General features: G+C 60.6%; 11 protein-coding genes. All 11 read right to left on the reverse strand.

The genetic code is table 11. From position 1 onward, the window contains the following. Window positions 1-3: 3 nt before the first annotated feature. Window positions 4-993, reverse strand: a complete 990-nt coding sequence (locus tag BM225_RS15070; protein WP_072709889.1) for a glycosyl transferase family protein — start codon at window positions 991-993, stop codon at window positions 4-6. Next, window positions 990-3,668, reverse strand: coding sequence for a nitrate reductase (locus BM225_RS15075; protein ID WP_083595784.1), 2,679 nt, complete (start codon window positions 3,666-3,668; stop codon window positions 990-992). The genes BM225_RS15070 and BM225_RS15075 overlap by 4 nt, the downstream gene beginning before the upstream one ends. Next, window positions 3,668-3,997, reverse strand: a complete 330-nt coding sequence (nirD, locus tag BM225_RS15080) for a nitrite reductase small subunit NirD (protein WP_072709890.1) — start codon at window positions 3,995-3,997, stop codon at window positions 3,668-3,670. Before nirD ends, BM225_RS15075 begins: the two co-directional genes overlap by 1 nt. Further along, a complete protein-coding gene (gene nirB / locus BM225_RS15085; protein WP_072709892.1) occupies window positions 3,994-6,432 on the reverse strand; it encodes a nitrite reductase large subunit NirB in 2,439 nt (812 codons plus the stop codon). The genes nirD and nirB overlap by 4 nt, the downstream gene beginning before the upstream one ends. Continuing rightward, window positions 6,432-6,911: a globin domain-containing protein gene (locus tag BM225_RS15090; RefSeq protein WP_072709894.1), complete on the reverse strand. Its 480-nt coding sequence runs from the start codon at window positions 6,909-6,911 to the stop codon at window positions 6,432-6,434. The genes nirB and BM225_RS15090 overlap by 1 nt, the downstream gene beginning before the upstream one ends. A 2-nt stretch (window positions 6,912-6,913) precedes the next feature. Beyond that, window positions 6,914-8,593: an ABC transporter ATP-binding protein gene (locus tag BM225_RS15095; RefSeq protein WP_072709896.1), complete on the reverse strand. Its 1,680-nt coding sequence runs from the start codon at window positions 8,591-8,593 to the stop codon at window positions 6,914-6,916. A gap of 5 nt (window positions 8,594-8,598) precedes the next feature. Then, window positions 8,599-9,681, reverse strand: a complete 1,083-nt coding sequence (locus tag BM225_RS15100; RefSeq protein ID WP_072709897.1) for an ABC transporter permease — start codon at window positions 9,679-9,681, stop codon at window positions 8,599-8,601. 91 nt (window positions 9,682-9,772) lie between these two features. Then, complete coding sequence (locus tag BM225_RS15105) at window positions 9,773-11,140, reverse strand: CmpA/NrtA family ABC transporter substrate-binding protein (RefSeq protein WP_072709899.1); 1,368 nt, start codon at window positions 11,138-11,140, stop codon at window positions 9,773-9,775. Window positions 11,141-11,404: 264 nt separating this feature from the next. Then, window positions 11,405-12,589 carry an ABC transporter substrate-binding protein gene (locus BM225_RS15110; protein ID WP_072709900.1) on the reverse strand — a complete coding sequence of 395 codons (1,185 nt, stop codon included), beginning with the start codon at window positions 12,587-12,589 and terminating at the stop codon, window positions 11,405-11,407. Next, a complete protein-coding gene (locus tag BM225_RS15115) occupies window positions 12,586-13,179 on the reverse strand; it encodes an ANTAR domain-containing response regulator (RefSeq protein ID WP_072709902.1) in 594 nt (197 codons plus the stop codon). The genes BM225_RS15110 and BM225_RS15115 overlap by 4 nt, the downstream gene beginning before the upstream one ends. Before the next feature lie 137 nt (window positions 13,180-13,316). After that, a complete protein-coding gene (locus BM225_RS15120; protein ID WP_072709904.1) occupies window positions 13,317-16,655 on the reverse strand; it encodes a transglutaminase family protein in 3,339 nt (1,112 codons plus the stop codon). Window positions 16,656-16,783 lie beyond the last annotated feature (128 nt).

Here is a 16,783-nt window from a genome sequence, read left to right on the forward strand (position 1 = left end):
AAGTCAGGCCGTTACAGTTGCCGCGCGTTTTGCCCACAGGTCTTGTGCCAGTGCAAGACCTTCGCCGTCGGCAGCGGCACCGACTGTTTCCAATGCAACAGCGGCAGTGCCCAACACGATCGCCTCGGCGTAGGGATCGGCATGGGTGCCTTCCCAGAATTTGGTCAGGTACTCGGCCTCGTGCGGGGTGTCGGTTTCTGACAGGCGCTGATGGACGTCCAGAATTGGTTTCGCGGTGCTGTTCCACAGTTGACCGTCACGCAACCCGTGCAGAGCGATCGGTTTCGCCGGATTGCGTTCGAATTCGCCGCCGCCGCCCTTCAGGACAGACAGTTGCGATTGACCAAGCAGGGCAGAGGCTTCGGCTTGGAGGGTCAGATAGGGCGGGTGAAACACGCCCTGTACTTGCGCATCAGCCGTCGCGGGGTTCATCACGCGGCAGGTGGTGTTGATGCAGGACCGCAGGCCCAGAACATCGCGCAGTTTCAGCAGCGCCAGCGCCTGAGGTGCAAAGTTTTCCAGCGGTAGATAGGCGATCTGACCATCGGCCAGCAGGCGGTTCGCATCCGCGTAATCCGCCGCCATGGGGATACCCACAAACGGCAGCGCCGAGCGGACGTCGGCCCCCTCGACCTGATAGCTGTTCCAACCGTGCAGCAGCACCGAATGGCCCGCCATCGCGACGATCCGCGCAGATAGCAGGAACCACGGCAACCCGCGGCTGCGGCCCGCAGCATAGGTCGGCCAGTCTAGCGCAGGATGGGCCCCCTGCCATTTCGGCAGCGTGGCGCGAAACGCACGAACGAACCCCTCGATCTCCTGAGGCTCTTCTCCCCTGTACCGCATCAGCATCAGCAATCCGCCTACCGCCTCGGGGGCGCATTCGCCGCGCAGGATGATGCCCATGGCCTCCTGCGCTTCTTCGGCGGTCAGATTGCGACTGCGTCCCGGGCCACGGCCCAAGATGCGGACGAAAGGAGCAAGTTGGTTCATTCAGCAGCCTCCGGAACGGGACGTTTGGCCAACAATTGTGCCAGCTCTGGCCGACAAGAGCCACAGCTTGTTCCCGCTCCGAGTGCCTCACCGATTTGAGCGACCGAGGTCAAGCCCTGCTCGGTGATTGCGTTGAGGATCGTGTTGATGCCCACATTCAAGCAGGCGCAGACCGTGGCCCCCGGATCGGGTTGGTCGGCCCCGGGCCGCCCCGCCAATAACTCTGGACCAGCCTTGCCCAATTCCGAAATCACATGGGTGCGAGACAGGGCGACAGGTTCCGGCGCGACGAACAGAACGGCCTGAACGCGGCCTTCTTCCATCAATGCGACGCGGGCGATGCCTTTGGTCGGATCGTCGAACACCACGGCTTCGGCGTTGGGCATGCCAAAAAGCTCGCGGGCATAGTCTTCCCAGTCGTCCTTGATTTGCAGGCCAGCGAGTTCCGCGCGGTAGCCAGAGTTGCTGCGGCCCAAGGCCCAGTAGCTGGCATTTGGCGTGAACTCGTTTGAGCTGGCCGCGAAACCGTACCACGTGGCGTCGAAACGCTCGGCTGCGGTGACGCTGGCTTTGCTCTCGGGTTGGCCGGAAACAGGGTCAACATGGGCCGTGACCAAGCGGTCGATGCGGCCCGTGGGCGCGTTCTGGCCGGTCCAGTGAATGGGGGCAAAGATCGATCCGGGCTGTGCACGGTCGGTGATCAGAACGCGCAGGATCGCCTCGCCATTCGGGTTCGACAGCTGGATCAGGTCTGCATCCGAAACGCCAAGACGTTGAGCATCCATGGGGTGCAGCTCGGCAAACGGTTCGGCAATATGCTGCGTCAGGCGCGCCGATTTCCCTGTGCGGGTCATCGTATGCCACTGGTCGCGCACCCGTCCGGTGTTCAGGCGGAAGGGCAATTCGGCGGTCGGCTGGGACTGCGGCGCACGGTGGGTCAGCGGCAGCATCCGGCCCTTGCCCGATGGGGTAAAGAACTTGCCGTCGCCGAACATCCGTCCCGTCGGACCGTTCGAGGTCACGGGCCAGCGCTGGGGCTTCATCCCGTTGTATTCGGCGTCGCTGATGTCGCGAAGACCAGAGATGTCGAAGTCGCGGCCCATATCTGCGGCCAGCCCCGACAGCGCTGCGTATTCGCGAAAAATCTCGGCGCCAGTTTCGTAGTCGAACGCTTCGGTGTAGCCCATACGGCGGCCTACGTCGGCGATGATCGCCCAATCGTGACGCGCCAGACCGGGCGCAGGCAGAACAGCGCGCTGGCGGCTGATGGTGCGGTCAGAGTTCGTGACCGTGCCGTCCTTTTCCCCCCAGCCGGTGGCGGGCAGGACCAGATCAGCCAGCTTTGCGGTGTCGGTCTGATCGGTCAGATCACTGACCACCACGAAGTCACAGTCGCGGATGGCATTCGCCACGGCGTCGGCTTCGGGCAGGGAAACGGCGGGGTTGGTGCACATGACCCAGAGCGCCTTGATCTTGCCGTCGGACATGGCGCGGAACATGTCCACGGCCTTGAGGCCCGCCTTTTCCGGCATCCGCGGCGCGTTCCAGAAGTTCTGGACCACATGACGATGCTCGGCGTTTTCGATGTCCAGGTGGCAGGCCAGCATGTTGGCCAGACCGCCAACTTCGCGACCTCCCATTGCGTTGGGCTGACCGGTGACGCTGAACGGGCCCATGCCTTCGCGGCCGATGCGGCCGGTGGCAAGGTGGCAGTTCAGGATCGCGTTCACCTTGTCACTGCCCGAGGAAGACTGGTTTACGCCTTGGCTGAAAACAGTGACGACTCTCTCGGTCCCGATCCACATGTCGGCAAAGGCCTTGAGGTCCGCAGCGGACAGGCCCGTGATCGCGGGGTTGTTCGCCATCGCAGATTGAAGCGCATCGTCAAAGCCTTCGACGTTTTGGTCCACAAAGGCTTGATCCACGGCGCCGCGCTCTGCGATCTCAGCAAGCAAGTAGTTGAATAGGGCCACGTCGGTGCCAGGCTGCAACGCCAGATGCAAATCGCTGAGGTCAGAGGTCGCGGTACGGCGCGGGTCAACGGTGATCACGCGCATATTCGGGTTTTCGGCCTTAGCCGCAGCGACGCGCTGGTATAGCACAGGGTGGCACCACGCGAGGTTCGAGCCGACCAGAACCAACAGGTCGCACTGTTCCAGATCCTCGTAGACGCCGGGGACGGTGTCGGTGCCGAAGGCGCGCTTGTGGCCCGCAACGGTGGATGCCATGCACAGGCGCGAGTTGGTGTCGATGTTGGCCGAGCCGATGAAACCTTTCATCAGCTTGTTGGCCACGTAGTAATCTTCGGTCAGGAGCTGACCCGAGACGTAGAAAGCGACAGAGTCGGGGCCATAGCGGTCAATCGCGTCCTGAAATTTACGCGCGACCAGATCCAAGGCATCGTTCCAGCCGACATCCTTGCCATGCAGTTTGGGCTGCAGCAGACGACCGTCCAGATCGACGGTCTCGCCAAGTGCAGAGCCCTTGGAGCACAGGCGGCCAAGGTTCGCAGGGTGGTTGGGGTCACCCTTGACAGTCAGGCCACCAGCAGTGTCAGGCGTCGCAAGAACGCCGCAGCCAACGCCGCAATAGGGGCAGGTGGTGCAGACCGTCGCGCCAGCTGCCATCGGGCCGGAACGGCGGGGAACGGAGTGGGGAAGATCTGCACCATCCATTATGCTGCTACCTTGTTGATTTCGCTCAGGTCCATGAGGACGCGGCCATTTTCGACACGGGTGGGGTAGGTGGCGATCTGACCTTCGTCAGCGCCCTGCGCCTCACCTGTTTCCAGACTGAACACCCAGTTGTGCAGGGGGCAGGTCACGGACTTGCCGTGGACGATGCCCTCGGACAGGGGGCCGCCCTTGTGGGGGCAGCGGTCCGAGGTCGCAAAGACCTCGTCGCCATCCGTGCGGAACACCGCGATACAGCCCGCGTGGGTTTTCACAATCCGTGCGCCGCGCACGGGGATGTCTTCCAGTGCGGCGATATCGGTCCAGCTCATTCTGCAGCCTCCAGGGTGAAATCTGCGATGGGGGCGAAACGCTCGGCCTTATGGGGCTCTGCCAGATCCGCCCACGGATCCTTGCGGTAGATGGATTGGGACAGTTCGAACCGTTCAGCCAGCGCCTTGCGGTTGGCTAGATCGTCAACAACTTGTTCCTTGACCCAATCGAGGCCGACTTTGGCGACCCATTTGTAGGCGCGGTCTAGATATTTCGCGTTCTCGCGGTAGATCTGGACAAAGGCGCAGGTCAGCTCCAGCGCTTCTTCTTCGGTCGGGACCTTGGCAAGGAGTTCGGTTTCCTTCACGTCCATGCCTGCGGCGCCAGCGACGCTGACCTCGTAGCCCGAGTCGACGCAGATGATACCAACGTCCTTGCAGGTCGCCTCGGCGCAGTTGCGGGGGCAGCCAGAGACACCCAACTTGACCTTGTGTGGGGTCCAAGAGCCCCAGAGCGCTTTCTCCAGCTTGATCCCCAGACCGGTCGAATCCTGCGTGCCAAAGCGGCAATGGTCCGAGCCGACACAGGTTTTCACTGTGCGCAGACCTTTGGAGTATGCATGACCAGAGACCATGCCCGCCTGATTGAGGTCGTACCAAATGCCGGGCAGGTCTTCTTTCTTGATGCCAAGCAGGTCGATGCGCTGGCCGCCGGTAACCTTGACGGTCTTGGCGTTGTACTTCTCGGCGGCGTCGGCGATGGCGCGCAGCTCGTCAGGGGTGGTGATCCCGCCCCACATGCGCGGCACAACCGAATAGGTGCCGTCTTTCTGGATGTTCGCGTGGTTGCGTTCGTTCACAAAACGCGACTGCGGGTCGTCCTGATACTCCACCGGCCAGTCGGCCAGCAGGTAGTAGTTGATCGCCGGGCGGCAGACGTGGCAGCCGTTCACGGTTTTCCACCCTAGTTCCTGCCAGACGGCTTGTTGGGATTGCAGTTCCTGCGATTTGATCAGGCGGCGGACATCCTCGTGGGACAGGTCGGTACAGCCACATACGGACTGCGACGCGGGCATGACGAAATCATCGCCCAACGTGACCGCCAGAACCTGTTCGACCAATCCTGTGCAGGTCCCGCAGGACGCGCTGGCCTTGGTCGTGGCGCGGATGCCCGCCAAGTCTTGGGCCCCCGCATTGATTGCGTCAACGATCTGACCTTTACAAATGCCGTTGCAGCCGCAGATTTCTGCGTCAGCCGGTAAGGCTGCAACGGCCGCCATAGGGTCCACAGAGGCACCCCCTTGGTAGGCCGGACCAAAGATCAACGTCTCCCGCATATCCGAGATATCTGTGCCGTCTTTCATCATGCCGTAGAACCAGTTGCCGTCGGCAGTGTCGCCATACATCACGGCGCCGATGATCTTGTCGTCCTTGATCACAACGCGCTTGTAGACGCCGCGGGCAGGGTCGCGGAACACGATGTCCTCGCGGTCGGTGCCCTCGGCAAAGTCGCCGGCGCTGAACAGATCACAGCCTGTGACTTTCAGCTTGGTCGAAATTTCGCGGGGCTGGAAGGCCGCCTCTTCGCCCATCAGAGTTTTGGCGACGACCTTGGCTTGGTCATAAAGCGGTGCCACCAGACCAAAGACCGCGCCGTTGTGTTCGACACATTCGCCAAGCGCCAGAACGTCGGGGTCAGAGGTGATCATCTGGTCATCCACGTGGATGCCGCGACCGACCGCCAGACCTGCCTCGGCAGCCAGCTTGGTGTTGGGGCGGATACCGACCGCCATGACCAGCAGATCACAGGGCAGTTCGGTGCCATCGTCCAAGAGTAGTGCGCGGACCTTGCCATCCTCTCCGAGAATCTCCTTGGAGTTCGCCTGACATTTGACGGTGATGCCCTTGTCCATGAGCGCGCGGCGCAGCAAGTAGCCCGCAGGCTCGTCCAACTGGCGTTCCATGAGATGGCCCATGATGTGCACCACGGTCACGTCGATGCCGCGCGCGGCCATGCCTGCAGCAGCCTCGAGGCCCAACAGGCCGCCGCCGATCACGACGACTTTGGACTCTGCGGGCATGTTCATCATGCGCTCGGTGTCTTCGAGATCGCGGTAGGCGATGACGCCTTCCAGATCGTGACCGGGCATCGGGATGATGAACGGATTAGAGCCAGTCGCGAAAACCAACTTGTCGTAGCTCACTTCGCTGCCGTCGTCCGCGCGCACGATCTTGGCGGCGCGGTCGATTTCGGTGACGCGTGTGCCGAAATGGGTGTCGACGCCGTGCTGCAGGTACCAGGCTTCGTCATGGGTGACGATTTCTTGGTAGGTCTTTTCGCCCGACAAAACAGGGCTGAGCATGAGGCGGTTATAATTGCCGCGGGGCTCGGCGTTGAACAGGGTCACATCCCAGTCCGCACCGGCCTCGAAGAGGTGCTCTAGTGCACGGCCAGAGGCCATACCTGCACCGATCACAACGAGTTTCTGTGTCATCACCAAAACTTCCAAAAGGGTTTCTGTCCTGCGTGCCGCGTTGATCTGAAGCTGCGACTGCTGGTGTCTTCGTCGTAGGCGGCCATCTTCATCACCGTGGCCATGGTGCTGTATGTTTCGTCCCAAGCCATTTCGGCCTCTTGGTGGAAATCCTCTTCCAGAGCGCGGGCGAGGGTGCGCATTAGCGATGCGCCGACCTTGTCGTAGTCATCGGGTTGCACCCCGTAGGCCACGTGCCGTTTCGCCAGTTCTTCCACCATTGGAATGGTCGTCTCTAGGTCGTTGAGCCCCTTTACCAAGGCAGACAGGGCGGCCATCAGCTTCTTGCCCTGCTGTTCGGTATCGACCCCCTCGAAATAGGGTCTGACTTCGGGTGCCGATGCGAACAGATCATCGTAGAAGTGCCGGGCAAAAGCCTCTGACTGGGGCTCGATTTTGGCAAAGGTTTCTTCAACAAGACTGATGGCAAAGGGGGTCATTCTTACTCCGCGGCGATCGCCTTTGGCGCTTTGGGTTTTGGTTTGGCGCCGTGTTCGTACTCCTCAAGGAAGTCGAGAACTTCCTGTCGGTATGTGTAGTAGTCCGGATGTTCGAGCAGAGCTTTGCGAGTGCGGGGGCGCGGCAGGTCGACATCCACGATTTTGCCGATAGTCGCCTGCGGGCCGTTGGTCATCATGACCACGCGGTCAGCCAGCAGGATCGCTTCGTCGACATCGTGGGTCACACAGATCGCGGTCACCTTGGTGCGCGACCAGACTTCCATGAGCACTTCTTGGAGTTCCCAGCGGGTCAGCGAGTCCAGCATGCCAAAGGGTTCGTCGAGCAGAAGCAGCTTGGGCGACAGGGCGAAGGCGCGGGCAATACCCACACGCTGCTTCATGCCGTTCGACATGGAGCTGGCTTCTTTGTCCATCGCATCAGCCAGACCAACACGCTCGAGGTAGTACTCGACCACGTCCTGACGCTCTGCCTGAGACGCGCGGGGGTAAACCTTGTCCACACCGATTGCCACGTTCTCTTTGGCGGTCAGCCAAGGGAACAGGTTGGGCGACTGGAACACAACCGCGCGCTCGGGGTCGGCGCCTTCGACATGGCGGCCGTCGAGTTTGATCGCGCCTTTGGAGATGTCGTTCAGACCTGCGGCCATGGTCAGAACGGTGGATTTACCACAGCCCGAGTGACCGATGAGGCTGATGAACTCGCCGCGGTTTACCTTGAGGTCGAAATCCTCGACCACAGTGAGCGGGCCCTTGGGTGTGGGGTAGATTTTATGCAGCTGGCTGAAGTCGAGGAAACGCTCTTCGATCAGGCCCTCTTGGGCATCCTTGACTACTGTCGGAACGCCATGGATCGGGGTGACGTTGGGCAGTTGGCGGGTGCCTTCGACTTTGGCTTCGATGCCGACGTCCATCAGGTAGTTGGTCACCTGCATGCGCAGTTGCTTGAAGGTTTCGTCGTGGTTCATCGCCATCCGGTCACGGGGACGGGGGATGGTGACGCGCACTTCTTCGCCCAAGGTGCCATCGGGGTTCAGCGGGATGATGCGGTCGGCCAACAGGATGGCCTCGTCCACGTCGTTTGTGATCAGGACACAGGTCTTCTTATCAGTGTTCCAGATCGCCTCGATCTCGTCGCCCAAGTTGGCGCGGGTCAGAGCGTCCAGAGCGGACAGAGGCTCGTCCAACAGCAGAACATCAGGGTTCATCGCCAGAGCGCGGGCGACGTTCACACGCTGCCGCATACCGCCAGACAGTTCGGCCGGGCGGCGAGTGGTGGCGTGGCTCAGGCCGACCATCTGGATGTAATGAGCAACCTTCTCTTCTTTTTCTGCCTTGGGCATCTTGGGGAAGACGGTGTCCATCGCCAGCATGACGTTTCCGTGCACGGTGAGCCAAGGCATTAGCGAGTAGTTCTGAAAGATCACGCCGCGCTCGGGGCCGGGGCCAGTAATTTCCTTGCCGCGGTAGGTGACGCCGCCAGTGGTGGGCTTTTCGATGCCCGCCATCAGGTTGATCAAGGTGGTCTTGCCGGTGCCCGAGAAGCCGAGGAGAACGAGGAACTCGCCCTCTTCGACATTCAGGTTGATGTTCTTCAGGACGTGGGTGGTATGCTCACCCGTGCCGAAGCTTTTGGAGACATTCTTAAATTCGATGACAGCCATATCGATCACCGGTTGTTCGAGAAGGTGAAGGCGGCCTGGATCGCGTACATCAGACGGTCAAGGGCGAAGCCGATGATGCCGATGGTGAACACTGCAACCATGATACGAGCGAGCGAGCTGGACGAGCCGTTCTGGAACTCATCCCAGACGAATTTGCCGAGACCGGGGTTCTGGGCCAGCATTTCGGCCGCGATCAGAACCATCCAGCCCACACCCAGCGACAGCCGCAGACCGGTGAAGATCAGGGGCAGAGCCGAGGGCAGAACCAGCTTGGTGATCTTGGTGTAGGTGTTCATTTTCAGAACTTTGGACACGTTGATCAGGTCTTTGTCGATCGAGGCCACGCCAAGTGCGGTGTTGATCAGGGTCGGCCACAGCGAACACAGGGTCACGGTGATCGCCGAGGTCAGGAACGCTTTGTCGAACCAACCGTCTGAGGTGGTGTAGGTGGCGGACACGACCATGGTTACGATAGGCAGCCATGCCAGCGGTGAGACGGGCTTGAAGATCTGGATGATCGGGTTCAGCGCGGCGTTCGCATAGGGCGACAGGCCAGCCATGATCCCGAGCGGTACAGCAACGACAGTCGCCAGCAAGAAACCGAAGAACACGGTTTTGATCGAGGTCCAAATCTGCTGGTAGTAGCTGGGCGCGCCGGTGTATTCGATGTTCTTGACCTTGTCGGCCTGACCGGCGGCGATCAGTTTTTCGTTGCGGGCGTCTAGGCGCTCTTCGAATTGTGCTTTCTTGGCGGCTTTGGCTTCGGCGTCTTCGTGCAGGTTAACTGCTTCTTCCCACACAGCAGCGGGGCCGGGGACGGCACCAAGCGAGGTCTGAACCTGCGGCGCAAGCGTGCCCCAGAGCACGAGGAAGGCCAGAATGGCCAGAACGGGGGTCCCCAGCAGGCGCCAGATTTCTTTGGCTTGGGCCTGAGGGTTATCGCCAGCGGCGGCGCGCAGGATCGGTGTGACCCAGCCTAGACCCAGAACGGTCAGCCATTTGTCGGCGGAATTGATGCGGGTAAAGAGTTTGGCGCGGCGGGCCTCGCGGGCCTGTGCGGCTGCAAACTCAGGATCGGCGATGGTCATATGCGGGGCTCCTGCGGCTGCGGAAGAGGTACGGAATGAGGGGACAGGGAGAAAAGCAGGGGGCGAAGGACGCCCCCTGAAGTTTCAGGAGTTAGCCTTGGATTTCGGTGCCAACGACAGTCTGGTCGCCCTTCAGGCCGATCGGCAGGCTGTCGAGGTAAGCGTTGGGTGTTTTGCCGTTGTAAGGAATGCCGTCGATGATGTCTTCGGCAGGGGTCTCGGCTTTGTAGCCGTCGCTGTCCCAGGGGAAGTCAGCTTCGTTTGCCAGACCTTCGTCGACCAGAGCGCGCGCCGCTTCGAGGTAGATTTCAGGCTTGTAGACCGACTTTGCGACTTCGTCGTACCAGCTGTCAGACTTGGCCTCGGAGATCTGGCCCCAGCGGCGCATCTGGGTCAGGTACCAGACCGCGTCCGAGTAGTAGGGGTAGGTCGCGTTGTAACGGAAGAATACGTTGAAGTCGGGGACTTCGCGCTTGTCGCCTTTTTCGTATTCGAAGGTGCCGGTCATCGAGTTCGCGATCACGTCGTAGTCCGCGCCAACGTATTCAGGACGCGACAGGATTTCCACCGCTTCGGGACGGTTGGCGTTGTCGTTCTCGTCCAGCCACATGGCCGCGCGGATCAGGGCCTTCACAACCGCTTTGGTGGTGTTGGGGTACTCTTCGGCAAACTCGTTCGTGATGCCGAAAACCTTCTCGGGGTTGTTCTTCCAGAGTTCGTAGTCGGTGATGACCGGAACGCCGATGCCTTTGAACACGGCCTGCTGGTTCCAAGGCTCACCTACGCAATAACCGTAGATGGTGCCGGCCTCGAGAGTCGCGGGCATCTGGGGCGGAGGGGTTACGGACAGTAGAACGTCTGCTGCGATCTGACCCGAGATGTTGTCGGTGCTGTAGTAGCCGGGCTCCAGACCACCTGCAGCCAGCCAGTAGCGCAGTTCGTAGTTGTGGGTCGAAACGGGGAAAACCATGCCCATGTTGAAGGGCTTGCCTTCGGACTTGTACTTCTCGACAACGGGCTTCAGAGCCGACGCGCTGATGGGGTGTACGGGCTTGCCGTCGTCGCCAACGGGGATGTTGGGCTTCATCTCTTCCCAGATTTCGTTGGAAACGGTGATGCCGTTGCCGTTCAGGTCCATCGAGAAGGGGGTGATGATGTGGGCTTCGGTGCCGAAACCGATGGTTGCCGCCAGAGGCTGACCAGCCAGCATGTGCGCGCCGTCCAGTTTGCCGTCGATCACGCCGTCCAGCAGAACTTTCCAGTTTGCCTGTGCTTCCAAGGTGACGAACAGACCTTCGTCAAGGAAGTAGCCCTGTTCGTATGCTACCGCGAGGGGCGCCATGTCGGTCAGCTTGATAAAGCCGAAGGTCAGTTCGTCTTTCTCGAGGTCCATGCTCTGTGCGTAGGCCGCGCCGGTCAGGGCGGTGCTCGCAGCGAGGGCCATCACGAATTTCTTCATTCTTTACTTCCTCTGTTGGTAGGTGCCGTTCGTTCCGGCAAAACGCAAAAAGCCGCTGACACGCATCGCGAGGGAGGATCGCGACGGGTCGAGCGGCTTTGCTCAAAGATTTTCCCGATCAGTGGGAGAATTCTGTATCAGACGTAGCGTCTTTGCTGCATCTGCATCCATATTGCGGCGCGATTTATGAGTCTGGAAGTCGCAAATTTAAAAATGTTCCGTTTCGCCGCAGTTTAGCATTCGGAAATGCCGCACTTGCACAATTCATGAGCATCCTTCAGCGTAAGGGTCGAAAACAGCGCCATCAAAGAAACGGTCGCGCTCCAGAATCAGCGATCCTTTGGCGCTAGCGGCGGGTTCCGGTTGGTCGATTGCGCCTTCGACTTTCTCGGATGCGCCGGGCAGGGCGGCCGTCGTTTCAGCGAGTGCTTTGCGATAAAGGTCGGTTCTGAAGACGTCCCGTGCCGTGCTCATTGCGCCTGATGGTTCAAAGCCGAGACGGGTCGCCATGCGCCGCGCGATCCACGCGGCTTGGGATTTCCAAGGGAAGGTCGCCGCACCTTTGTGGAACTCGATAAAATTCGGCACGTGTCGCTCCTCACCGCGCTGGTTTACAATCAGCTGACCGGACAAAGTGCGGTCGATGACTTCACGTGAAACGTTCAGCACATCCTTGCGGCTCAGGATTTCCGTCGCGGTCGTGTGGCTGTCAGGGTCCGAGAGCCAGCGGCCAGCACGCCAGACGGCTCGGATCAGGCGCTGCGCCAATTCGGAACGGTCAGCGATCCAGTCCTTGCGCATGGCAAGGATCTTTTCGGGTGCAAAATTCCAGATCGCAGAGGTGGGCAGGATCAATTCGCCATACCCACGTTCCACTGCGATCGAACCCCACGGCTCGCCCACGCAGAAGGCATCGATTTCCCCGCTCGCCACAGCATTCGCCATTAGTGGCGGTGGAACCGTGCGGATTTCCAGTCCTTGCGGAGCCGCATATCCTAGCGCGCTCAGCCAGTAGTACAGCAGCTCTGCGTGCATCGAGAAGGGGAAGGGCACACCGATCCGCAGGCGCGCGCCTTTGGATGTCATCATCGCGTGGCCAATGCTGGTTGCATCGCGAAAATCGAGCGTAGCGCCGTTGCTTCGCATCTTTTCCGCCAACGAAATGCTGACACCAATGACGTTGCCGTTCACCGAAGTGGTCATCGCTGCATGTAGGGGCGGCAGCGCGCCACCCAAACCCAGCGAAAGCGCCACGGGGACAGGCGCTAGCATGTGGGCCGCATCGACGCGGCCAAATGCCAGCATATCCCGCAAACTGGACCAAGAGGGCGCCTTCTCAAAGCTAAGGTCCAGTCCCTCTTGGGCGGCGAACCCCATCTCCTGCGCCATCAGTAGCGGTGCAGAGTCCAGTAGAGGGATGTATCCGACGGTCAGCTCAACTTTCTTCATCCAAGAAGCCCCGCTGCTGTGACAAGGGCGGAGGCCACATCAACAACCCGTTTGTTCTGGTCCATCGCTGTTTTCCTGAGCAAGCTATAGGCAGCATCCTCGTCGATCCCGCGGGCTTTCATCAGCAAGCCCTTGGCGCGGTCGATCACTTTGCGCTCTTCGAGGGCGCGCTTGGTCGTCTCCAATTCCTTGCGGACACGGCTGAACATGTGAAAGCGGGTGATCGCGGCATCAAGGATGGGTTTGACCCGATCCGCGCGTAGTCCATCCACCACATAGGCGGAGACGCCAGCTTCGATCGCGGCCTTGGTCATGGCGTCGTCGGATTGGTCGACGAACATCGCGACCGGCCGTTCCAGCGGGGTCGAGGCGATCGACAGTTCTTCGATAATATCGCGCGAGGGGTTGGCCAAATCGACCAGCACCACGTCAGGATTAAAGGACGCGACGGCGCGGGCCAGTCCCGTACTCTCGGTGATGACGCGGATGTCGTAGTTCCCAGCAGCCTTCAGGCTGTCGATAATCTGGAGGGCACGGTTCTTGTCCGGCTCGACCAGCACGATGGAGAGGGGGCTCGCTTCGGGAGGCATGGCACTCGCACTTTGTCAGACAGTCCTGCGAGTCCTGCCTGTCTGTTAGGCAAAGCGACACTCATCTTTGCGTGAAAACACCGCCAAACAACGGGTTGCTTGGCGGTGTGATTATTTCATGAGCGTAATTGCACAAATTATGTGCGACGCATGTCTAGGGTCATGGGGAAGTCTGGATGCGTGCCGAGGAACGATGGCGTTTGGCCTGGCGCCAAGTCCGCCCCTGGGAAGAAACGCGCCATACGACGGCCTTCGGCCTCGAGTGCGTTGATCGGACGATTGTCGTGCGAGCGTCCGCCAGGGTGGAACGTGTGATAGGTCGCGCCACCAATAGAGACACCGTTGTAAGGATCGTAAATCACCAGACGCAGCGGGCCGTGGGCCGGAATCGTCGGGTGAAGCGCTTTCCAAGGTTGCCACGACCGGAACCGGATACCAGCCACATGAGAGCCATCGGACATCTTGGTCACCGGCACCACGACCCCGTTGCACAGCAGCTGATAGCGGCTGGCGTCAAAGTTTTGCAGCTGGACCTCGACTCGCTCGACCGAGCTGTCGACATACCGCGCGGTGCCGCCGGGCACGCCTTCTTCGCCAAGGACGAGCCAAGGTTCGATGGCGTTGCGGATGGTCATGGTCGTGTCGCCAACCTTGGACTGCCCTGCGACGGGGAAGCGGAAGTTTAGCTGCGCCTGATACCATTCAATGTCGAAAGGTACGCCGTGGGCATTAGACAGGTCATTCAGGACAGTTTTGAAGTCGTCCCATAGCGGGGTCGGCAACAGGTAGCTGTCATGCAGATGGGTGCCCATAGGTTTGAGCGAGCCGCGATACGGCTCTTCCCAGAACCACGCGATCAGGCCGCGGATGATCAGGGCTTGGGCCATGCTCATCTGCCAATGGGGCGGCATTTCAAACCCGCGGAACTCGACCAGACCCAAGCGGCCGGTGGGACCGTCAGGCGAGTAGAGTTTGTCGATGCAAATCTCGGCGCGGTGGGTGTTGCCGGTGCTATCTACCAGCAGGTTGCGGAAGATCCGGTCCACCAGCCACAGGGGCGGATTTTGGCCCAGACGGTCCAGTTCCTTGAGCGCAATCTCCATTTCATAGAGCGCATCGTGCCGCGCCTCGTCTAGGCGTGGGGCCTGCGAGGTCGGGCCAATGAAGAGGCCAGAGAACAGGTAGGACAGCGACGGGTGGTTCTGCCAATAGCGGATGATCGACCCTAGAACATCAGGGCGGCGCAAGAATGGACTGTCCGCGGGGGTGTTGCCACCGACCACGATGTGGTTGCCGCCACCCGAGCCAACGGGCCGGCCGTCAATCTGGAAAGTGGTTGAATCCAGCCCGCACTGACGTGCTTCTTCGTACAGGACTTCGGTAATCTCGCTCAGTTGGTCCCAGCTTTGGGCAGGGTGAATGTTGACCTCAATCACGCCGGGGTCGGGGGTTACTTTGATGACGTTCAGGCGCGGATCGTGGGGCGGCTCGTAGCCTTCGATGCGAATGGGTTCACCGCTGGCTGCCGAGGCTTCCTCGATCGCCTCGATCAGATCGATATAGGCCTCTCCCGAGGGGGTCGGCGGCAAGAAGACCGTCAGCTTTCCATCACGTGGTTCGACCGACAGCGCGGTGCGCGCGTAGTTGCCGGGCGAGGAAACCAGCGAACCAGAGCCGACCCAATCCTGCTGGGACCGGATGCGCATCTGACGCAGGGTTTCTTCGGCTTTTTTATCGACGTCTTTCTCGGTTTCCGGCTCCAGCTTGCGGGGCTGGGTCATCGGATCGCGATACATTTCGGGATCTGCCGCCGGATAGGCGTTCAATGCAGTCAGAGGCAGACGGAAGCCCGCGGGGCTGTCGCCGGGGATCAGGAAAATCTGGCCACGTCGCGTGGTCCAGCGGGTGGCTTGCCAGCGGAAACGGCGCTTGGGGCGCTTGTCCTCGGCCTGCGCGAGCTGCAGGGGTAGGACATAGGCAACAGGGTTTTTGAAGCCTTTGTCAAAGACGCGGGCCAATCGCTGACGGTCCACTGGATTTTCTAGCCGGTTGTCAGCGGGCGACAGGTCGGCAGGTAGCTTGTGCTCCATTTCCATGAACTCGAGCGGATCCTCGTAGGCAGGCATGGCTGCCTCGGTCTCGACATCGAGCGCTTGAGTCAGGTGGTTCATAAAGTTTTCGGCCGACTTATGGTCGGCATTGGTCTGCTTCTCCTCGGCGATGCGACTGATGTCGGACCACACAGGATTGCCATCGCCGCGCCAGATCAGCGCAAAGGCCCAGCGGGGCAGGGGCTCGCCGGGATACCACTTGCCTTGGCCGTGCTGAATGACACCGCCGGGCGCAAAACGGTCGCGGAGTTTGCGGATCAGTCTGTCGGCGTAATCGCGTTTGGTCGGCCCAACCGCGCCGATGGTCCATTCGTCGGCGTCACGGTTCATTTCTGACACAAAGGTCGGCTCGCCGCCCATAGTCAGACGCACGTCATTTTCTTGTAGCTTCTTGTCTACGATCTTGCCTGCGCGGTCGATTTCGGACCATTGCGACGGGGTGAGCGGACGGGTGATACGCGGCGGCTCCGCGATGCGGGTGACCGACATTTCAAAGTCGAACGCCACCTCTGCCGGTTCGTGCGCGCCGGTGATGGGCGCGGCGGACGAGGGCGAGGGCGTACAGGCCAGCGGGATGTGGCCTTCGCCTGCGAACAGACCGGATGTCGGGTCAAGCCCAACCCAGCCCGCGCCGGGCAGGTAGACTTCGCACCACGCGTGCAGGTCGGTGAAATCTTCTTCTGGCCCAGAAGGGCCATCGACTGCCTTCAGGTCTGCGGCCAGCTGGATCAGGTAGCCGGATACAAAGCGCGCCGCATAGCCGAAACGGCGCAGCATCGCGACCATGAGCCATGCGCTGTCGCGGCAAGAGCCGAGCGCTTTGCTGACCGTTTCGCCCGGTTTCTGGACGCCGGGTTCCATGCGAACGGTATAGGCGATGGACTGCTGAAGATAGCTGTTCAATGCGACCAGCCAGTCGATGGTCACGCCCTCGGGCTGGGGCGCGTCCTTCATCACCTTTTCAAACGCTTCGCGGTGCTCGGCGGTGTCGTTCGCCTGATCCACCTGCGCCAGATAGGGAGCCAGATCGACGCGCAGCTCCCGCTCGTACTCGAACGGCATTTCCATCGCAGAGTCGTCGAGGAAGAAGTCGAACGGATTGATCGCTACCATTTCGGCGACCAGCGTGACGGTCACGCTCAGCTCCTTGGCCTTCTCCGGAAAGGCCAGACGGGCCTGCCAGTTCGCGAACGCGTCTTGCTGCCAGTTCAAGAAATGGTCTGACGGGGTAATCTGCAGATCGTAACTTTTGATGGGTGTCCGCGTGTGGGGTGCGGGGCGCAGGCGGACGATGTGAGCGCCAAGACCGACCAGCTTGTCATATGAGTAAGTGGTGCGGTGTTTGAGCGAGACAGTAATTGTCATAATTTTAGGCAGTCCGTACGTTTGGTAAGCAAATGGTATGCGATACGCTTGAAGTCTTGGTTTAAACCTGCACCACTCAACCATGGATAGCTAGAGTTATTGGGGGGTTATGTGGTCGCGTATTACGA

This window comes from Donghicola eburneus, assembly GCF_900115865.1.
In the GTDB taxonomy this organism is placed as follows: Bacteria; Pseudomonadota; Alphaproteobacteria; order Rhodobacterales; family Rhodobacteraceae; genus Donghicola; species Donghicola eburneus.